17 protein-coding genes are annotated in these 18850 nt (G+C 69.9%); 2 read left to right on the top strand and 15 right to left on the bottom strand.

What is annotated here, in order from left to right:
* Nucleotides 1–20: 20 nt before the first annotated feature.
* Nucleotides 21–683 carry a peptide-methionine (S)-S-oxide reductase MsrA gene (gene msrA, locus NYZ98_RS09465; RefSeq protein WP_262842200.1) on the bottom strand — a complete coding sequence of 221 codons (663 nt, stop codon included), beginning with the start codon at nt 681–683 and terminating at the stop codon, nt 21–23.
* 138 nt (nt 684–821) lie between these two features.
* Between msrA and rarD the strand changes: the two genes are divergently transcribed.
* Complete coding sequence (rarD, locus tag NYZ98_RS09470; protein ID WP_262842201.1) at nt 822–1739, top strand: EamA family transporter RarD; 918 nt, start codon at nt 822–824, stop codon at nt 1737–1739.
* A 177-nt stretch (nt 1740–1916) separates the two neighbouring features.
* Nucleotides 1917–2729, top strand: coding sequence for an LLM class flavin-dependent oxidoreductase (locus tag NYZ98_RS09475; protein WP_262842202.1), 813 nt, complete (start codon nt 1917–1919; stop codon nt 2727–2729).
* Between the two features lie 14 nt (nt 2730–2743).
* On the opposite strand, the gene NYZ98_RS09480 is transcribed toward NYZ98_RS09475, so the two are convergent.
* From NYZ98_RS09480 to NYZ98_RS09545, 14 genes are read right to left on the bottom strand one after another with little or no spacing between them, the layout of a single operon-like run.
* The gene (locus tag NYZ98_RS09480) at nt 2744–3739 is read right to left on the bottom strand and encodes a polyprenyl synthetase family protein (RefSeq protein ID WP_262842203.1); all 996 of its coding nucleotides are present in this window, start codon (nt 3737–3739) and stop codon (nt 2744–2746) included.
* A 12-nt stretch (nt 3740–3751) separates the two neighbouring features.
* Entirely contained in the window at nt 3752–5323 is a 1572-nt protein-coding gene (gene nuoN, locus NYZ98_RS09485) for an NADH-quinone oxidoreductase subunit NuoN (protein WP_262842248.1), read from the bottom strand.
* Nucleotides 5324–5325: 2 nt separating this feature from the next.
* Nucleotides 5326–6855 (bottom strand): NADH-quinone oxidoreductase subunit M, encoded by a 1530-nt coding sequence (locus NYZ98_RS09490; RefSeq protein WP_262842204.1) that lies wholly within the window; start codon nt 6853–6855, stop codon nt 5326–5328.
* The gene (gene nuoL / locus NYZ98_RS09495) at nt 6855–8762 is read right to left on the bottom strand and encodes an NADH-quinone oxidoreductase subunit L (RefSeq protein ID WP_380707340.1); all 1908 of its coding nucleotides are present in this window, start codon (nt 8760–8762) and stop codon (nt 6855–6857) included. Before nuoL ends, NYZ98_RS09490 begins: the two co-directional genes overlap by 1 nt.
* 9 nt (nt 8763–8771) lie before the next feature.
* Nucleotides 8772–9068 carry an NADH-quinone oxidoreductase subunit NuoK gene (nuoK, locus tag NYZ98_RS09500; protein ID WP_189165194.1) on the bottom strand — a complete coding sequence of 99 codons (297 nt, stop codon included), beginning with the start codon at nt 9066–9068 and terminating at the stop codon, nt 8772–8774.
* Nucleotides 9065–10030, bottom strand: coding sequence for an NADH-quinone oxidoreductase subunit J (locus NYZ98_RS09505; protein ID WP_262842206.1), 966 nt, complete (start codon nt 10028–10030; stop codon nt 9065–9067). The genes nuoK and NYZ98_RS09505 overlap by 4 nt, the downstream gene beginning before the upstream one ends.
* Nucleotides 10023–10538 carry an NADH-quinone oxidoreductase subunit NuoI gene (gene nuoI / locus NYZ98_RS09510; protein ID WP_262842207.1) on the bottom strand — a complete coding sequence of 172 codons (516 nt, stop codon included), beginning with the start codon at nt 10536–10538 and terminating at the stop codon, nt 10023–10025. The genes NYZ98_RS09505 and nuoI overlap by 8 nt, the downstream gene beginning before the upstream one ends.
* Entirely contained in the window at nt 10525–11880 is a 1356-nt protein-coding gene (gene nuoH / locus NYZ98_RS09515; RefSeq protein ID WP_262842208.1) for an NADH-quinone oxidoreductase subunit NuoH, read from the bottom strand. The genes nuoI and nuoH overlap by 14 nt, the downstream gene beginning before the upstream one ends.
* Nucleotides 11877–14303 carry an NADH-quinone oxidoreductase subunit G gene (locus NYZ98_RS09520; RefSeq protein ID WP_262842209.1) on the bottom strand — a complete coding sequence of 809 codons (2427 nt, stop codon included), beginning with the start codon at nt 14301–14303 and terminating at the stop codon, nt 11877–11879. The genes nuoH and NYZ98_RS09520 overlap by 4 nt, the downstream gene beginning before the upstream one ends.
* Complete coding sequence (gene nuoF, locus NYZ98_RS09525) at nt 14300–15586, bottom strand: NADH-quinone oxidoreductase subunit NuoF (protein WP_262842210.1); 1287 nt, start codon at nt 15584–15586, stop codon at nt 14300–14302. Before nuoF ends, NYZ98_RS09520 begins: the two co-directional genes overlap by 4 nt.
* Nucleotides 15583–16260 carry an NADH-quinone oxidoreductase subunit NuoE gene (gene nuoE, locus NYZ98_RS09530; RefSeq protein ID WP_262842211.1) on the bottom strand — a complete coding sequence of 226 codons (678 nt, stop codon included), beginning with the start codon at nt 16258–16260 and terminating at the stop codon, nt 15583–15585. Before nuoE ends, nuoF begins: the two co-directional genes overlap by 4 nt.
* Nucleotides 16257–17612, bottom strand: coding sequence for an NADH-quinone oxidoreductase subunit D (locus NYZ98_RS09535; RefSeq protein ID WP_262842212.1), 1356 nt, complete (start codon nt 17610–17612; stop codon nt 16257–16259). Before NYZ98_RS09535 ends, nuoE begins: the two co-directional genes overlap by 4 nt.
* Nucleotides 17609–18286 carry an NADH-quinone oxidoreductase subunit C gene (locus NYZ98_RS09540; protein WP_262842213.1) on the bottom strand — a complete coding sequence of 226 codons (678 nt, stop codon included), beginning with the start codon at nt 18284–18286 and terminating at the stop codon, nt 17609–17611. Before NYZ98_RS09540 ends, NYZ98_RS09535 begins: the two co-directional genes overlap by 4 nt.
* Nucleotides 18283–18834, bottom strand: a complete 552-nt coding sequence (locus NYZ98_RS09545; protein ID WP_262842214.1) for a NuoB/complex I 20 kDa subunit family protein — start codon at nt 18832–18834, stop codon at nt 18283–18285. Before NYZ98_RS09545 ends, NYZ98_RS09540 begins: the two co-directional genes overlap by 4 nt.
* Nucleotides 18835–18850 lie beyond the last annotated feature (16 nt).

Genomic DNA, 18850 nt, shown 5'->3' on the forward strand with positions numbered 1-18850 from the left:
CGCAAGGGCGGGCTCAGGGGTCAGGCTTCGCCGGTGGTGAGGCCTATGGGGCAGGAGACGCCGGTGCCGCCTATGCCGCAGTAGCCGTTGGGGACCTTGAAGAGGTACTGCTGGTGGTAGTCCTCGGCGAAGTAGTACTCGGGGGCCGGGGTGACCTCGGTGGTGATGGGGGTGTAGCCGGCGGTGGTGAGGACCTCCTGGTAGGCGTCGCGGGAGGCGAGGGCGGACTTCTCCTGGGCGGGGCCGTGGGTGTAGATCGCCGAGCGGTACTGCGTGCCGACGTCGTTGCCCTGGCGCATGCCCTGGGTGGGGTCGTGGGCCTCCCAGAAGACCTTGAGGAGCTCCTCGTAGGAGACGCGGGCGGGGTCGAAGACCACGCGGACGACCTCGGCGTGGCCGGTGAGCCCGCTGCAGACCTCCTCGTAGGTGGGGTTCGGGGTGTGGCCGCCCTGGTAGCCGACCGAGGTGGTGACGACCCCGGGGGTCTGCCAGAACTTGCGCTCGGCGCCCCAGAAACAGCCGAGCCCGAACTCGGCGATCTCGGTACCCTCGGGGTACGGCGGGGCGAGGGGCGCGTCGAGGACGGCGTGGCGGCCGGGCACGGGCATCGTCGCCGTGCGGCCGGGCAGCGCTTCCTCCGCGGTCACGATCGAAGTCTTGTTCTTGCCGAAGAGCCAGCCCATCGTGCACCTCCGTCAGACAGCCTTGCAGACTAGCCAACCACGTGGCCGGTCCGGTTGTTCCTCAGGTAAGCATTCCTTAATAGATGACGAAGCCTTACTTATTTGTGGTTAAGGCTGTCAGCAGTGTAAATAGGCTACATGCCTGATTCGCGCCGGGGTGTCCTGTATGGCATCGCCGCCTACGCCATGTGGGGCCTCTTCCCCCTCTACTGGCCGCTGCTGAAGCCCGCCGGGGCGGTGGAGATCCTCGCTCACCGCATGGTCTGGTCGCTGGTGGCGGTGATCGCCGTGCTCGCCGTACGACGCCACTGGTCCTGGTTCCGCGAGATGGCCGGGCAGCCCAGGAAGCTTCTCCTGCTCGCCCTGGCCGCCGTGGTCGTCTCGGTGAACTGGGGCGTCTACATCTACGCCGTGAACGCGGGCCACGTGGTCGAGAGCGCGCTGGGGTACTTCATCAACCCGCTGGTGAGCGTGCTGTTCGGTGTGATGATCTTCCGGGAGCGGCTGCGCCCGTGGCAGTGGGCGGCCGTCGGGCTCGGCGCCCTGGCCGTCGTCGTGCTGACCGTGGACTACGGCCGGCCGCCGTGGATCGCCCTGGTGCTCGCCGTCAGCTTCGGCACCTACGGCCTGATCAAGAAGTCCGCGAACGTGGGCGCGGCCGAGAGCCTGACCGTCGAGACGCTGGTCCTCCTCGCCCCCGCGCTGGCGTATCTGATCTTCTTGCAGGCGCAGGGGACGTCGACGTTCGGGAACGAGGGGCCCGGCCATGCGGCGCTCCTCGTGGGCGCCGGTGTGGTCACCGCGATCCCGCTGATGTGCTTCACCGCCGCCGCCATCCGCGTCCCGCTGACGGTGATCGGACTCCTGCAGTACATCGCGCCGATCCTGCAGTTCCTGTGTGGCGTGCTGGTGGCCCACGAGACCATGCCGCCGAGCCGCTGGGCCGGTTTCGCGATCATCTGGCTGGCCCTGGCCGTGTTCAGCTGGGAGGGCCTGCGCAACGCTCACACGACCCGGCGGGCCGCCGCCGGGACCCCGGCCCTCGAAACGGTCTGAACGCCGAGATCACGACCGACCTGACCCGTCTTGAGCCGCGGCATCGGGACCGGATACATCACGCAACGTACGCGGGCGCCCGCGCGTACCCCCTCGGCCGTACGGCGGTCCTGTCCGAGCGGAGGACGACGGCGTCCTCGCGAGGCGGGAGCATCGACGGGAACCGAAGGAGTGACCATGGCAGATCGCCTTTTTCGCTTCGGGATCGTCGCCGGGAGGGTGAAGGACGCCGGCCGGTGGACCGCTCTCGCCCGCCGCGCCGAGGACCTCGGATACGCCACCTTCCTGGCCCCTGACACCCTCGGCACGCTCCCCCCGCTGCTCGCGCTGAGCGCGGCGGCGGCCGCGACCACGTCCATCGGGCTGGGCACGTTCGTGCTGGCCGCCCCGTACCGGCGTCCCGAGCAGCTCGCCTGGGAGGTCTCCGGGATGGGCTTCCTGTCGGGCGGGCGGTTCGAGCTCGGCCTCGGCGTCGGGCGGCCGGCGGCGGGTGAGGACGCGGCCCGGCTGGGCGTGCCGTTCGGGACGCCCGACCAGCGGATCAGGCAGCTCGAGGAGGCCCTACGCCACGCACGCAAGTGGGCGGGTGCCGAACCGGCCCCGCGCGTCCTGATCGCGGCGTCGGGCGCCCGGATGCTGGGCTTCGCCGCCAGGAACGCCGACACCGTGGCCCTCGGCCTGCCGGCGACCACCACCGAGGACGGCCTGGCCGAGCCCGTGCGCCTGATCAAGCTGGCCAGCGACGACTTCGACCGCCTGGAGCTCAGCGCCGGCCTGCACGTGGTCGGCAACGAGATGCCGCCGTGGCTCGCCCAGCAGATCGGCGGCGACCTCCCGGCGGACTCGATCGCCGTGCTCGACGGGACCCCCCGGCAGATGGCCGACCGGCTGCTCCGCCGCCGGGACGCGCACCAGATCTCCTACATCACCGTGAACGCGATGTACGCCGACAAGCTGGCCTCCGTCGTGGAACTGCTCGCCGGAACCTGACCCCCGCCGGGGAATCAGCCGGAGCGGTCGGCCACGTAGTCGCACAGGGCCAGCAGGGCCGCGCGGGCCGGGATGTCGGGCAGGGCGGCGAGGTCGGCCCGTGCCCGGTCGACCCAGGACATCAGCTCGGCCCTGGCCCGCGCCATGGCCGGGTTGGCGCGCAGCAGCTCCACAGCCTCCTCCACGTCGCTCTCGGCGACCGGGCCGGACAGGAGCTCACGGAGCCGCGCGTCCGCCGGGGCGGTGGACGCCAGCACGTACAGCACCGGCAGCGTGCGGACGCCTTCGCGCAGGTCGGTGCCGGGCGTCTTGCCGCTCTCCCCCGCCGACGAGGCGACGTCCAGCAGGTCGTCGCCGAGCTGCCAGGCGACGCCGATGGCCTCGCAGGCGTCGGTGAGCCGGGTGACGACGTCCCTGGACGCCCCGGCGAGCAGGGCGCCGAACCGGCCGGAAGTGGCGATCAGCGAGCCGGTCTTGTCGGCGAGCACGTCGAGGTAGTGCGTGACGTCGTCGACACCGGGCCGGGGGCCGATGGTCTCGCGGATCTGGCCCCGGACCAGCCGGGAGAACGTCTGGGCCTGGATGCGGACCAGCTCGGGGCCGAGGTCGGCGAGGATCTCGGAGGCCTGGGCGAACAGGTAGTCGCCGGTGAGGATGGCGACCGTGTTGTCCCACCGGGCGTTCGCGGACGGGGACCCCCGGCGGACCCGGGCCTCGTCCATGACGTCGTCGTGGTACAGGGTCGCGAGGTGGGTGAGCTCGATGACCACGGCCCCCGGTACGACGCCGGGGGCGCCGGCGTCGCCGAAGTGCGACGCCAGCAGGACGATCATCGCGCGGAAGCGCTTGCCTCCGGCTTCGATGAGGTGCTTGGACGCCTCCGCGACGAAGGCGTCCTCACTGTCGGCGGAGGCGCGGAGCAGCTTCTCGACGGCGTCGAGGCCACTGGCGACATCCGCTGCCAGCCCTTCGTCGATGAAAGGCAGGTCGACTACGGGCGGCGCGGCCATGAAGTGTTGCTCCTAACGGACGAACAGCGACTGCGCAGCCGTGTGCGCGAGGTCGAGCACCGGCTGGGGGAAGACTCCGAGAACTACCGTAGCCGCAGCCGAAACCGTGACCACAGCCGCGGTACCCATGCTCGGCACCGCGATGGTGGGTCCCTCGGGCGCCGGGTCGCTGAAGAACATCAGGACGATCACGCGGACGTAGAAGAACGCCGCCATGGCGGACGTCACCACACCCACGATGACCAGCTGAACCGCTCCTCCGGCGACGGCGGCGGCGAAGACCGCGTACTTGCCGAAGAACCCGGAGGTGAGCGGGATGCCGGCGAAGGCGAGCAGGAAGAGCGCGAAGATCCCGGCCAGGACGGGCGACCGCTTGCCGAGCCCGGCCCAGCGGGACAGGTGCCCGGCCTCGCCTCCGGCGTCGCGGATCATGGTGACGACCGCGAAGGCGCCGACCGTGGCGAAGCCGTAGGCCACCAGGTAGAACAGGATGCCGGCGAGCGCGCCGGCGTTCTGCGCCTCCTTGCCGGTGGCGACCACGGCGGTGAGCAGGAAGCCGGTGTGCGCGATCGACGAGTAGGCGAGCATGCGCTTGATGTCGGTCTGGGTGATCGCGAGGATCGCGCCGACGACCATCGTGAGGATGGCGACGGCCCACAGCACCGGGGTCCACTGGGCGTCGAGGTTGCCGAGCGCGACCCAGAAGACCCGCAGCAGCGCGCCGAACGCGGCGATCAGCGTGCCGGAGGCCATCAGGGCGGTGATCGGGGTCGGCGCCCCCTGGTACACGTCGGGCTTCCAGGCCTGGAACGGAGCCGCGCCGATCTTGAACAGCAGGCCGACGCCGAGCATCCCGGCGCCCATGTACAGCAGGCTGTCCTGGCCGCCGACGGTGCCGAGGGCCTTCTCGATGCCGCCGAGGTCGACCGTGCCGGCGAAGCCGTACAGCAGGGCCGTGCCGTACAGGAAGAACGCCGAGGAGAAGGCGCCGAGCAGGAAGTACTTCATCGCCGCCTCCTGCGAGAGCAGGCGGCGACGGCGGGCCAGGCCGCACAGCAGGTACAGCGGCAGCGACATGACCTCGAGGGCGACGAACATGATCAGCAGGTCGTTCGAGGCGGGGAACAGCATCATGCCGCCGACGGCGAACAGCACCAGGGGGTAGATCTCGGTGTGGGCGCCGCCCTGGGAGATCGCCTGGTCCTCCTCGGCGCTGCCGGGGACGGCCGCGGCCTGCGCGACGAACTGGTCGTCGTCGTTGATCAGCAGCACGCTGACGACGGCGAGCAGCAGGATGGCGCCCCAGATGAACAGGGACGGCCCGTCGACCGCGACGGCGCCCATGGCGGCGGCGTTGCGCACGCCCTGGAAGCCCTCCCAGACCGTCAGCGCGAACGCGCCGATCAGGGACAGGACGGTGATGGGCATCTGGATGGACTTGCGCAGGTACTTCGGGGTGAACGCCTCGACGAGCACGCCGACGATGGCCGCGCCGAAGACCAGGAGCATCGGCGCGAGCTGCCCGTACTCGATCGTCGGCGACGGGATGGGAGTCGGCGCGCCGAGGACGGCGGTGGCGAGCATGCTCACTGGCCTGGCCCCTTCTTCTCAGCGGTGGCGGGTACGGCGGGGGTGAACTGCGGCGCCTGCACGCTGGTCAGGGTCTGCTCGACCGCCGGGTTGATCACGTTGAGCAGCGGGGCGGGGAAGAACCCGAAGCCGATGAGCAGCGCGATGAGCGGGGCGACCACGAACTTCTCGCGGAGGTTCAGGTCGGGCATGGCCTTGACCTTCTCGGCCGTCGGCCCGGTCATCATCCGCTGGTACATCCACAGGATGTAGACGGCGGCGAGGACCATGCCCGACAGGGCGATGACACCGGGGACGGCGTACCGCTGGAAGGTTCCGATCAGGACGAGGAACTCGCTCACGAAGGTCGACAGGCCCGGCAGCGACAGCGACGACAGGCCGGCGATCAGGAACGTGCCCGCGAGTATCGGGGCGACCTTGCGCACGCCTCCGTAGTCCTCGATGTACTGCGAACCCCGGCGGTTGATCAGGAACCCGGCGAGCAGGAACAGCGCGCCGGTCGAGAAGCCGTGGTTGACCATGTAGAGCGTCGCGCCCGACCCCGCGTTGGCGGTCATCGCGAACACGCCCATGGTGATGAAGCCGAAGTGCGAGATCGACGTGTAGGCGATGAGCCGTTTCATGTCGGTCTGCCCGATGGCCACGATCGCGCCGTACACGATGCCGATGACGCTGAGCGTGATCACCAGCGGGGTGAAGAACTTGGCGGCGTCGGGGAACAGCTCCAGGCAGAAGCGGAGCATGCCGTAGGTGCCGACCTTGTCGAGCACGCCGACGAGCAGGACGGCCGCGCCGGCGGGCGCCTGGGCGGCGGCGTCGGGCAGCCAGGTGTGGAACGGCCACAGCGGGGCCTTGACGGCGAAGGCGATGAAGAACCCGAGGAACAGCCACTTCTGCGTGGCCGGGTCCTTGATGACCCCGATCAGCTCGGGCTGCAGGAACGTGCCCTTGCCGGCGACGGTGTACAGCGCGATGACGGCCACCAGCATGAGCAGGCCGCCGAACAGCGAGTACAGCAGGAACTTGACGGCCGCGTAGGACCGCTGGGCTCCGCCGTAGGACCCGATCATGAAGTACATCGGGATGAGCATCGCTTCGAAGAAGACGTAGAACAGGAAGATGTCGGTCGCCGCGAAGACGCCGATCATCATCGCCTCCAGCACCAGGATCAGCGCGAAGTACGTCTTGACCGATCGCTTGGCCTCGGGCTGGTCGGCGTCGTGCCAGGAGGCCAGCACGACGATCGGCACGAGCACCACCGCCAGCGCGATCAGCACCAGGGCGATGCCGTCGACGGCGACCGCGTAGTGGACGCCGAACGACGGGATCCAGGAGTGGACCTCGCTGAACTGGTCACGTGGCCCGGACGGGTCGAACTGGGACGCCATGACCAGCGTGAGCGCCAGCACGACGAGCGAGACCGCGAGCGTGAGCTGCTTGGCGAGCTTGGCGTTGCCCTTGGGCACCGCCGCCACCGCCAGCGCGCCCACCACGGGCACGCCCATCAATATCGAGAGCCAGGGCATCACAGGTTCCCTACGACGAACCATGCGCCGACCAGAAGGGCGGCGCCGAAGAATATCGACAAGGCGTACGACCGGACGAAACCGGTCTGGACGCGGCGCAGGCGGCCGGACGTGCCGCCGATCAGCGCCGCCAGGCCGTTCACCAGGCCGTCGACGCCGCGGTTGTCGAAGAACACCGCGAGGCGGGTCAGCCACTGGCCGGGGCGCATGAACAGCGCCTCGTTCAGCGCGTCGCCGTACAGGTCACGACGGGCGAAGACGGTGAGGAACGACCCGCGTGGCGCGACCGCCGGGACCGCGGACCTGCCGTACTTGAGCCAGGCGTACACGACGCCGACCGCGACCAGCGCGAGGGTCACCAGGCCGGTGAGGCTGAACGGCTGGAAGCTCGGCATCTCCTCGGGGCGGCCGACCGCGGGCGCGAGGAACTCCATGAAGCGGTTGCCCGCGATGAGGAACGCGCCGCCGAAGACCGACCCGATCGACAGGATGATCAGCGGCCACGTCATGACGGCGGGCGACTCGTGCGGGTGAGCGTCCTTGTCCCAGCGGCGCTCGCCGTGGAAGGTCATGAAGAACACGCGCGACATGTAGAAGCCGGTGATGCCGGCGCCGGCGACGGCCAGCCAGCCGAGGATCGCGTTGTGCTCCATCGCGGTCTCGATGATGCCGTCCTTGGTCCAGTAACCGGACAGCAGCGGGAAGCCGATGATCGCGAGGTAGCCGAGCCCGAAGGTGATCCACGTGATCTTCATGACGGAGGCCAGGCCCCCGTACTTGCGCATGTCGACCTCGTCGTTCATGGCGTGCATGACCGAGCCGGCGCCGAGGAACATGGAGGCCTTGAAGAAGCCGTGCGCGATGAGGTGCGCGATGGCGAAGGCGTACCCGACCGGGCCGAGGCCCGCGGCGAGCATCATGTACCCGATCTGCGACATCGTGGACCCGGCCAGGGCCTTCTTGATGTCGTCCTTGGCGGTACCGATGATCGCACCGGCGAGCAGGGTGGCCACGCCGACGATCGTCACGACGAGCTGGGCGGTCGGGGCGCCCTCGAAGATCGCGCCGGAGCGGACCACGAGGTAGACGCCCGCGGTGACCATGGTGGCCGCGTGGATGAGGGCCGAGACCGGGGTCGGGCCCTCCATCGCGTCCAGGAGCCAGGACTGCAGCGGGAGCTGGGCCGACTTGCCGCACGCGCCGACCAGCAGCGCGAGGCCGATCAGCGTCAGCGTGCCCTGCGACGCCTGCGAGGCGTGGGAGAAGATCGGGCCGAAGCTCAGGGTGCCGAACGTCGTGAAGATCACGAAGATGCCGAGGGCGAGGCCCATGTCACCGACGCGGTTGACGACGAACGCCTTCTTGGCCGCCGCGGCGGCCGAGGGCTTGTGCTGCCAGAAGCCGATCAGCAGGTAGGACGCGAGACCCACGCCCTCCCAGCCGATGTACAGGCCGAGGTAGTTGTCCGACAGCACCAGCAGGAGCATGGCCGCGACGAAGAGGTTCAGGTAGGCGAAGAACCGCCGCCGGTCCGGGTCGTGCGCCATGTAGCCGATCGAGTAGATGTGGATCAGCGATCCGACACCGGTGATCAGCAGGGCGAACGAGATCGACAACGGGTCCAGCAGCAGGCCCAGTTTGACGTCGACGGTGCCGGCCGGGAGGAACTCGTACAGTTGCACGAGCCGGCGGCGCTGGTCGGCGCCGAGGCCCAGCAGCTCGAAGAACACGAGCGCTGCGACCACGAACGACGCCAGCGACATGGCGACGCCGAGGAAGTGGCCCCAGCGGTCGGAGCGGCGGCCGCCCAGCAGGAGGATCGCGGCGCCCAGCAAGGGCAGGACGATCGTCAGCCAGGAGACGCCGATCACTCCACCGGAGTGCTGGACGATCTCAGCGGGTTCCACGGCCACCTCTTAGTACTTCAGCAGGTTGGCGTCGTCCACCGACGCGGACCTGCGGGTTCGGAAGATCGTCACGATGATCGCGAGACCCACGACGACCTCGGCGGCGGCCACGATCATCACGAAGAACGCGATGATCTGACCTTCGAGGTTGCCGTGCTGGCGGGCGAACGTGACGAAAGCCAGGTTGCACGCGTTGAGCATCAGCTCGACGCACATGAACACGACGATCGCGTTGCGGCGCACGAGCACGCCCACGCCGCCGATGGCGAACAGCAGCGCGGAGAGCACCAGGTAGTGGGTGGTCACTTGCCTTCCTCCTCGACGGGGTGCTCGGCGGCCCGGCCGGCGGTCTGGGCGACCTTCGGCTTGTCCTCCGCGTCACCCAGGACCTCGGGCTCACTGAAGCCTTCGGACCGGCCTCCGCCCTCGGGCTCGCCGAGGCCCTCGGACCGGCTCGGGCTCCCGGGCTCCTCGGCGACGGCCTGGACGACCTTCGGCGAGGGCGAGGTGCCGCCTGAGCCGGAGGCGACGTTCCTGATCGCCTGCGCGAGCCGGGGGTTGTCCGGCAGCCGGCCGCCCTCGACGTCGTGACGGGCGATGACCCGGTTGACCGACAGCTCGGAGACCGAGCCGTCCGGCAGCAGCGCCGGCATGTCGATCGCGTTGTGCCGGGCGTAGGTGCCGGGGCCGGGCAGCGGGGTGGGGTGATCGCCGAGGAACCGCGCGCGCGACAGGTCCTTCTGCGTCGCCTTGGGCGCGCTGCGCTCGCGGTGGGCCAGCACCATCGCGCCGAGCGCGGCGGTGATCAGCAGGGCGGAGGTGACCTCGAACGCGAAGACGTAGCGCGTGAAGATCAGCCTGGCCAGCGCGGGGACGTTGCCGCCGTCGGCGGTCACCGCCCCCGACAGCCCGGCCGGGTCGCCGATGACCGCGTTGCCGATGCCGACCGCCAGCAGGACGGCGAAGCCGAGCCCGGCGACGACCGCCCAGAAGCGCTGGCCCCTGATCGTCTCCACGAGCGAGTCGGAGGAGTCGACGCCGACGAGCATCAGCACGAACAGGAACAGCATCATGACCGCGCCGGTGTAGACGATGATCTGCACCACGGCGAGGAACGGCGCGTCCTGCACGGCGTAGAGCACCGCCAGCGAGAGCATCACCACGCCCAGCATCAGCGCGGAGTACACCGCCTTGCGGCTGAAGACGAGTCCGAGCGCCGCGACCACCGAGACGACGGCCAGCACCCAGAACGTGATCGTTTCACCCATTGCTACGGCCCAACCGGTAGTAGTCCTCTTCGGTCTCGCCGAGGCGCATGGAGTGCGGCGGCGCCTCCATCCCAGGGCCCAGCGGCGCGAGCAGCATCTCCTTGGTGTAGATGAGGCTCTCACGGCTGGTGTCCGCGAGCTCGTACTCGTTGGTCATCGTGAGCGCGCGTGTCGGGCACGCCTCGATGCACAGGCCGCACAGGATGCACCGCAAGTAGTTGATCTGGTACGTCCTGCCGTACCGCTCGCCCGGGGAGAAGCGCTCCTCGTCGGTGTTGTCGGCACCTTCCACGAAGATCGCGTCCGCCGGGCAGGCCCAGGCGCACAGCTCGCACCCGACGCACTTCTCCAGCCCGTCCGGCCACCGGTTGAGCTGGTGACGGCCGTGGAACCGAGGCGCGGTGGGCCGCTTCTCCTCGGGGTAGTTGACCGTCACCGGCTTCTTGAACATGTGGTGGAAGGTGACGCCGAAACCCTTTACCGGGTTCAGGAAATCAGTTAGTCCCACTGGGGACCTCCTTGCGTCCGTTGACGCCGTGGTAGTGCGGCAGGTCGAGCGCCGGGACCGGGAACCCGCCGGCGGCGGGCTCGGCACGCAACTGCTCGAACTCGGCCTCGACCTCCACGGCCCTGGCCTCCCTGCGGCGCTGGTTGACCGTGTCGAAGCGGAAGTAGATCGCGAGGATCCCGATGATGACGACCGAGGCGATGACCATCACCAGGCCCCTCTGGTCGCCGGCGACCCGGAAGGCGCGGACGGTGGCGACCAGCAGGATCCAGCCGAGGTTCAGCGGGATGAGGACCTTCCAGCCGAAGGCCATGAGCTGGTCGTACCTGATCCGGGGCAGTGAGGCGCGCACCCAGATGAAGAACGCGAACACCAGGACGAGCTTGACGAAGAACCACAGCATCGGCCACCAGCCGACGTTGGCGCCGTCCCACAGCGAGATCGGCCAGGGCGCCCGCCACCCGCCGAGGAACAGCGTGATGCACAGCCCCGACACCGTGAACACGTTGGCGTACTCGGCCAGCATGAACATCGCGAACTTCAGCGACGAGGAGTACTCGGTGTGGAACCCGCCGACCAGCTCGCCCTCGCCCTCGGGCAGGTCGAACGGCACGCGGTTCGTCTCGCCGAGCATCGTGATCACGTAGATCAGGAACGAGGGGACCAGCAGCACCGCGTACCAGGAGGGCAGCGGGATCTCCAGCCCGCCGAGGGCCCACGAGCCGCCGGACGCCTGCTTGGCCACGATCTCGGAGGTGGACAGGGTGCCCGCGAACAGGAACACCGCCACGAACGACAGGCCCATCGCGATCTCGTAGGAGATCACCTGGGCCGTGGACCGCAGCCCGCCGAGCACGGCGTACGGGGAGCGCGAGCCCCAGCCCGCGAGCACGATGCCGTAGACGCCGATCGAGGCCATCGCGAGGACGACCAGCACCGCGACGGGCAGGTCGGTGAGCTGCAGCGGCGTCCGTACGCCGAACATCGACACCATCGGCCCGAAGGGGATGATCGAGTACGACAGGAACGCCGGCACCGCGATGATGATCGGCGCGAGGATGTAGACGACCTTGTCGACGGTCCTCGGGAGAATGTCCTCCTTCAGCCCCATCTTGATGCCGTCGGCGACCGACTGCAGCAGGCCGAACTTGCCCGCGCGGTTGGGGCCGTAGCGGTGCTGCATGCGGGAGATGAGCTTGCGCTCGGTCCACACGCCGAACAGCACGCCCAGCATCAGGAAGACGAAGATGAACAGGGCCTTGATGATGGAGATCCACAAGGGATCCTTGCCGAAGTCGGCCAGGGTGGGCCCGGCCGGGTCGGCCACGAGAAGAGGCCTCATGAAGCGCTCCCGATCTTGACGACGTCGCCGGCCACGGCGCGCAGGTCGCGGGTGACCGAGCAGCCGGCCGAGTTGGACGGCACCCACACGACGCGGTCGGGCAGGTCGGCCACCCGTGCGGGCAGCGTGACCGTGCCGCCCTCCGTGGTGATCGTGACCTTACCGTCGAGCGCGCCGATCTCGGCGGCGGTCGCCTCCGACAGCAGCGCCTCGACGGCCCGGCCGGTGCCGGACAGGTAGGGCTCGCCGTCCTGGAGGCGACCGGAGTCGAGCAGGAGGTGCCAGGTCGACAGGACCGCCTCGCCGGCCCCGGGGGCGCGGTGGCCGCCGCCGCTGACGCTCGGGCCGTGCTGCCGGGGGCCGCGCCAGGCGCCGAGCGCCGCGAGCTCGCGGCGGGCGGCGGCGGCGTCGGGCAGGCCGAGGTGCACGTCCATGTGGTCGCTGATGGCGCCGATGGCGCGCAGGTCGCTCAGCACGCCGGGCACCTCGATGGCCCGCTCGAACGAGCGGCCCCGTCCCTCCCAGTCGACGAACGTGCCGTTCTTCTCCGACACGGCGGCGACCGGCAGGACCACGTCGGCGCGGTCGGTGACGGCGCTGGCGCGCATCTCCAGCGAGACGATGAACGGCGTGTTCTCCAGGGCGGCGAGCGCCGCCTCGGGGTCGGCCAGGTCGTAGGGGTCGACGCCGCCGACGACCAGGGCGTCGAGATCGCCCGCGAGTGCGGCGGCCAGGATGCCCGAGGTGTCGCGTCCGGGGGTGTCGGGCAGGGCCGAGACGTCCCAGGCGCGGGCGACCTCGGCGCGGGCCGCGGCGTCGGAGGCCGGGCGGCCGATCGGCAGGAGGTTCGGCAGCGCGCCGGCCTCGACGGCGCCGCGCTCACCGGCCCTGCGGGGCACCCAGGCGAGGCGGGCGCCGGTCGCGGCGCTGAGCCGAAGGACGGCGGAGAGCGCGCCGCGCGAGGTGGCGAGCCGCTCGCCGACCAGGATGACCGCACCGGGCTGCTTCAGCGCGGCGCCGGCCGCCGAGGAGCCGGAGACCAGGTCGCCGATGGCCTCGGCCTCGGCGCCGGGGGCCGTGCGGAGCAGGGTGCCGCCCATCTTGGCCAGCCCCGCCGCCGCGAACGGCGCCAGGGAGAAGACCTGCTGGCCGCGCTTGCGCCACGCCTTGCGGAGCCGCAGGAAGATGATCGGCGACTCCTCCTCGGGCTCGAAGCCGGCGAGCAGCACGGCCGGGGCCTTCTCCAGGTCGGCGTAGGAGACCTCGATGCCCTTGCCTGCGACCGCGTGGGCGAGGAAGGTCGTCTCCTCCTCCGACAGCGGGCGGGAGCGGAAGTCGATGTCGTTGGTCGCCAGCGCGATGCGGGCGAACTTGGCGTACGCGTAGGCGTCCTCGACGGTCACCCGGCCGCCGACCAGCACGCCGGTCCTGCCGCGCGCCCGCGAGAGCCCCTCGGCGGCGGCGGCCAGGGCCTCCGGCCAGGAGGCGGGCCGCAGGTAGCCCTCCTCGTCGCGGACGAGCGGGGACTGCAGGCGGTCGGGCTGGGTGGCGTAGGCGAAGGCCCAGCGGCCCTTGTCGCAGTTCCACTCCTCGTTGACCTGCGGGTCGTCGCCGGCCAGGCGGCGGGTGACCTTGCCGCGCCGGTGGTCGGTGCGCAGCTCGCAGCCGCTGGCGCAGTGCTCGCAGGCGCTCGGCGTGGAGACCAGGTCGAACGGCCGGGACTTGAAGCGGTACGCGGCGCCGGTGAGCGCGCCCACCGGGCAGATCTGGACGGTGTTGCCGGAGAAGTACGACTGGAACGGCTGGCCGTCCGCGACGCCCACCTGCTCGGCGGCGCCGCGCTCGAAGAAGTCGATCAGCGGGTCGCCGGCGATCTCATCGGAGAAGCGGATGCAGCGGGCGCACTGCACGCAGCGCTCGCGGTCGAGGAGCACCTCGGTCGAGAGCGGGATCGGCTTGGGGAAGGTGCGCTTGGTCTCCTCGAAGCGCGTCTCGCCCTGCCCGTTGGACATGGCCTGGTTCTGCAGGGGGCATTCGCCGCCCTTGTCGCAGACCGGGCAGTCCAGCGGGTGGTTCATGAGCAGGAGCTCCATCACCCCGCGCTGGGCCTTCTCGGCGACCGGCGAGGTGAGCTGGGTCTTGATGACCATGCCCTCGGCGACCTCGATGGCGCAGGACGGCTGCGGCTTCGGGAAGCCCCGGCCGTTGCCGGCGTCGGTGATGTCCACCAGGCACTGGCGGCAGTTGGCCGCCGGTTCGAGCAGCGGGTGGTCACAGAACCTCGGGATCTGGATGCCCAGCGACTCGGCCGCCCGGATGATCAGGGTCCCCTTGGGGACGCTGATCTGGAAGCCGTCGATGGTGAGGGTCACCAGGTCCACCGGCTGCTCGACCGGTCCCGCCGAGGGCGTCTGTACTGTCATGCCTTACCCCACACGGTTGACGCGGCGTGATCGAACGGGCAGCCGCCGATCTCGAAGTGCTTGAGGTACTCCTCGCGGAAGTACTTCACCGACGAATGGATCGGGCTGACCGCGCCGTCGCCGAGAGCACAGAACGAGCGGCCGAGAATGTTGTCCGCGATGTCGGTGATCGTGGTGATGTCCGCCTCGTCGCCCTGGCCCTTCTCCAGCCGCCGGAGCACCTGCTTGAGCCAGTAGGTGCCCTCCCGGCAGGGGGTGCACTTGCCGCAGGACTCGTGGGCGTAGAACTCGGTCCACCGCAGCACGGCGCGCAGCACGCAGGTCGTCTCGTCGAAGATCTGCAGCGCCCGGGTGCCGAGCATCGAGCCCTTGGCGCCGACCGACTCGAAGTCGAGCGGCACGTCGAGGTGCTCGTCGGTGAAGATCGGGGTGGAGGAGCCGCCGGGCGTCCAGAACTTGAGCCGGTGGCCCGCCCGCACGCCGCCCGCCATGTCGAGCAGCTCGCGCAGCGTGATGCCGAGCGGCGCCTCGTACTGCCCGGGGCGGGTGACGTGGCCGCTCAGGGAGAAGATGCCGAAGCCCTTGGACTTCTCGGTGCCCATGGACGCGAACCAGTCGGCGCCGTTCCCGATGATGCTGGGAACGCTGGCGACCGACTCCACGTTGTTGATGACAGTGGGACACGCGTACAGGCCCGCGACGGCGGGGAAGGGGGGCTTGAGACGAGGTTGGCCTCTGTAGCCCTCCAGCGAGTCGAGCAGCGCCGTCTCCTCGCCGCAGATGTAGGCGCCGGCGCCGGTGTGCACCACGAGCTCCAGGTCGTAGCCCGACCCGAGGATGTCGGTGCCGAGGTAGCCCTTCTCGTAGGCCTCGGCGACGGCCGCCTGCACGCGGCGGACGACGTGCAGCACCTCGCCGCGCACGTAGATGAACGCCTGGTTGGCGCGGATCGCGTAGGCCGTGATGATGACGCCCTCCACCAGGGAGTGGGGGTTGGCCATCATGAGCGGGATGTCCTTGCAGGTGCCCGGCTCGGACTCGTCGGCGTTGACGACGAGGTAGTGTGCCTTGCCATCGCCCTGGGGGATGAACCCCCACTTCATGCCGGTGGGGAAGCCCGCGCCGCCCCGGCCGCGCAGGCCGGAGTCCTTGACCACCTTGATGATGGCGTCGGGGTCCATCCCGAGCGCCTTCTTGGCGGCCTCGTACTCCCCGTACCCCTGGAGGGTGAACGAGTCCGCCCGATCCCAGTTCGCGGTGAGGACCGGAGTCAGAGTCGTCATTCGGAGGCCCCCTTCGAAGGTGCCGGTGCCGTCCAGCCGTTGGCCTTGGCGATCTTGAGGCCCTCGATCGAGGGGCCGGACGCCGACGGGCCGTCGCCGGCCAGGCCGTCGGGCAGGCCCGCGAGCACGCGCGAGGCGTCCTTGAACGAGCACAGGCGCCCGGGGCCGCGCGTGGGCGCGACCTCCTTGCCGGCGCGCAGGTCGTCGACGAGCTTCTTGGCCGACTCGGGGGTCTGGTTGTCGAAGAACTCCCAGTTGACCATCATGACCGGGGCGAAGTCGCAGGCGGCGTTGCACTCGATGCGCTCGAGCGAGATCTTGCCGTCGGTGCTGGTCTCGCCATTGCCGAGGCCGGCGTGCTCGGTGAGCTCGTCCCAGATCTGGTCGCCGCCCATGATCGCGCACAGCGAGTTGATGCAGACGCCCACGTGGTACTCACCCGCGGGCTTGCGCTTGTACATCGTGTAGAACGTCGAGACGCCCACCACCTCGGCCTTGCTCAGGCCCAGCATCGCCGCGCAGAACTCCTGGCCCGCGTCGGAGACGTAGCCGTCCTCCGCCTGCACCAGGTGGAGCAGCGGCAGCAGGGCCGAACGCGCCTTCGGGTAGCGTCCGATGATCTCTTTCGCGTCGCGTTCGAGACGCTCGCGGACTTCCGGCGAGTAGGTCGTCACCGGTCCACACCTCCCATGACCGGGTCGATCGACGCGACCGCGGCGATGACGTCGGCAATCATGCCGCCTTCGCAGGTGGCGGGCACCGCCTGCAGGTTCGTGAAGGACGGGTCGCGGAAGTGCACGCGGAAGGGGCGGGTGCCCCCGTCGCTCACGACGTGCGCGCCCAGTTCTCCGCGCGGCGACTCGACCGGGACGTACGCCTGGCCCGCCGGGACCCTGAAGCCCTCGGTCACCAGCTTGAAGTGGTGGATCAGCGCCTCCATCGAACTGCTCATGATGTGGGCGATGTGGTCGGGCGAGTTGCCGAGACCGTCGGGGCCGAGGGCGAGCTGCGCCGGCCAGCCGATCTTCTTGTCCTCGATCATGACCGGCCTGCCCTTGAGCTCGGAGCCGGAGAGCCGGTCGAGACACTGACCGATGATCTTCAGCGACTCCTCCATCTCGGCCACCCGCACGAGGTAGCGGCCGTAGACGTCGCAGGAGGTGGCGGTGGGCACGTCGAAGTCGTAGGTCTCGTAGCCGCTGTAGGGCTGCGACTTGCGCAGGTCCCACGGCAGGCCCGCCGCGCGCAGCATGGGGCCGGTGATCCCGAGCGCCATGCAGCCGGTGAGGTCGAGGTAGGCGACGTCCTTGGTGCGGCGGGTGTAGGCGGGGTTCTCGTCAAGGAGCTTGCGCATCTCCTTGATGCGGCCCGGCATGATCTTGAGGAACTCGCCGATCTTGTCGACGGCCCCCGCGGGCAGGTCGACCGACACGCCGCCCGGCCGGACGTAGGCCATGTTCATCCGCAGGCCGGTGATGTACTCGAACAGGTCGAGCACCAGCTCGCGCTCGCGGAACCCGAACAGCATCGGCGTCGTCGCGCCCAGCTCCAGGCCGAAGGTCGCGATGGCCACGAGGTGGGAGGAGATGCGGTTGAGCTCCATCATCATGACCCGGATGGTCTGCGCGCGCAGCGGCACCCGGTCGGTGATGCCGAGGAGCTTCTCCACCGCCATGCAGTACGCCGCCTCGTTGAAGATCGGCGACAGGTAGTCCATGCGGGTGACGAACGTGACCCCCTGGGTCCACGTCCGGAACTCCATGTTCTTCTCGATGCCGGTGTGCAGGTAACCGATCCCCACACGGGCCTCGGTGACGTTCTCACCGTCGAGGGTCAGCACGAGCCTGAGCACGCCGTGGGTGGACGGGTGCTGCGGGCCCATGTTGATGACCAGGCGCTCCTCGGAGGAGTCGGCGACGGCCTGGACGACCTCGTCCCAGTCCTGGCCGTTGACGCTGTAGACCCTGCCCTCGGTGGCGTCGTCCTGCCCGGCGTGGGCGGTCTCTCCGTCATGGACGGCGGTCATGCGTACGACCTCCTCTGGTCGGGCGCGGGGATGGTGGCGCCGCGGTACTCGACCGGGATGCCGCCGAGCGGGTAGTCCTTGCGCTGCGGGTGGCCTTCCCAGTCATCGGGCATCTCGATGCGGGTGAGCGCCGGGTGGCCGTCGAAGACGATGCCGAAGAAGTCGTAGGCCTCGCGCTCGTGCCAGTCGTGGGTCGGGTAGATCGACACCGTGGACGGGACGTGCGGGTCGGCGTCGGGGCAGGAGACCTCCACCCGCACCCGCCTGTTGTGGGTGATCGAGCACAGGTGGTAGACCGCGCGCAGCTCGGCGCCGGTCTCCTCCGGGTAGTGCACGCCCGACACGCCGAGCGACAGCTCGAACCGCAGGGCGGGGTCGTCGCGGAGGTGGCGCAGCGCCTCGGGCAGGCGCTCGCGCGCGACGTGGAGGGTCAGCTCGTCGCGGTCGACGACCACGCGCTCGACCATGCCCTCGTAGACGTCGCCCGCGGCCCGCTCGAGCGCGTCGGCCAGCTCGTCGAAGTAGCCGCCGTAGGGCTTGGCGGCCGACGGCCGCGCCGGGCGGCGCACCACCAGGCGGCCGTAGCCGGAGGTGTCGCCGGAGTCGCCGGCGCCGAACATGCCCAGGCGGGCGATCGGTTCCTCCGGCACCCCGGGGAGGTTGTCAGTGCTCATTTCGAGGTCCCCTGATCGATGAGCGGAAGCGACCGCAGAGCCTGCAGTTCCAGCTCGTCGATCTGCTTGGCGCGGTGTGCGCCGAACTTCATGTTCTGGATCTTGTCGTGCAGCTTGACGATCGCGTCGATGAGCATCTCGGGGCGCGGCGGGCAGCCGGGCAGGTAGATGTCCACCGGCACGACGTGGTCGACGCCCTGCACGATCGCGTAGTTGTTGAACATGCCGCCGCTGGAGGCGCACACGCCCATGGCGATGACCCACTTCGGCTCGGCCATCTGGTCGTAGATCTGGCGGAGCACCGGCGCCATCTTCTGCGAGAGCCGGCCCGCCACGATCATCAGGTCGGCCTGCCGGGGGGACGCCGAGGCGCGCTCCATCCCGAACCTGGCCAGGTCGTGGTTGGGACCGCCGGTGGCCATCAGCTCGATGGCGCAGCAGGCCAGGCCGAACGTGGCCGGCCAGACGGAGTTCTTGCGCGCCCATCCGGCGGCCTGCTCGACCGTGGACAGGACGAACCCGCTGGGCAATTTCTCTTCGAGACCCATCTCACTGCTTCCTCTC

The organism is Sphaerisporangium corydalis, from assembly GCF_025506355.1.
Classification (GTDB): domain Bacteria; phylum Actinomycetota; class Actinomycetes; order Streptosporangiales; family Streptosporangiaceae; genus Sphaerisporangium; species Sphaerisporangium corydalis.

Coding starts and splice junctions, on each gene's coding strand:
- msrA (WP_262842200.1), bottom strand. CDS start 683: ATGGGCTGGCTCTTCGGCAAGAACAAGACTTCGATCGTGACCGCGGAG.
- rarD (WP_262842201.1), top strand. CDS start 822: ATGCCTGATTCGCGCCGGGGTGTCCTGTATGGCATCGCCGCCTACGCC.
- NYZ98_RS09475 (WP_262842202.1), top strand. CDS start 1,917: ATGGCAGATCGCCTTTTTCGCTTCGGGATCGTCGCCGGGAGGGTGAAG.
- NYZ98_RS09480 (WP_262842203.1), bottom strand. CDS start 3,739: ATGGCCGCGCCGCCCGTAGTCGACCTGCCTTTCATCGACGAAGGGCTG.
- nuoN (WP_262842248.1), bottom strand. CDS start 5,323: ATGCTCGCCACCGCCGTCCTCGGCGCGCCGACTCCCATCCCGTCGCCG.
- NYZ98_RS09490 (WP_262842204.1), bottom strand. CDS start 6,855: ATGCCCTGGCTCTCGATATTGATGGGCGTGCCCGTGGTGGGCGCGCTG.
- NYZ98_RS09505 (WP_262842206.1), bottom strand. CDS start 10,030: ATGGGTGAAACGATCACGTTCTGGGTGCTGGCCGTCGTCTCGGTGGTC.
- nuoH (WP_262842208.1), bottom strand. CDS start 11,880: ATGAGGCCTCTTCTCGTGGCCGACCCGGCCGGGCCCACCCTGGCCGAC.
- NYZ98_RS09520 (WP_262842209.1), bottom strand. CDS start 14,303: ATGACAGTACAGACGCCCTCGGCGGGACCGGTCGAGCAGCCGGTGGAC.
- nuoF (WP_262842210.1), bottom strand. CDS start 15,586: ATGACGACTCTGACTCCGGTCCTCACCGCGAACTGGGATCGGGCGGAC.
- NYZ98_RS09535 (WP_262842212.1), bottom strand. CDS start 17,612: ATGACCGCCGTCCATGACGGAGAGACCGCCCACGCCGGGCAGGACGAC.
- NYZ98_RS09540 (WP_262842213.1), bottom strand. CDS start 18,286: ATGAGCACTGACAACCTCCCCGGGGTGCCGGAGGAACCGATCGCCCGC.
- NYZ98_RS09545 (WP_262842214.1), bottom strand. CDS start 18,834: ATGGGTCTCGAAGAGAAATTGCCCAGCGGGTTCGTCCTGTCCACGGTC.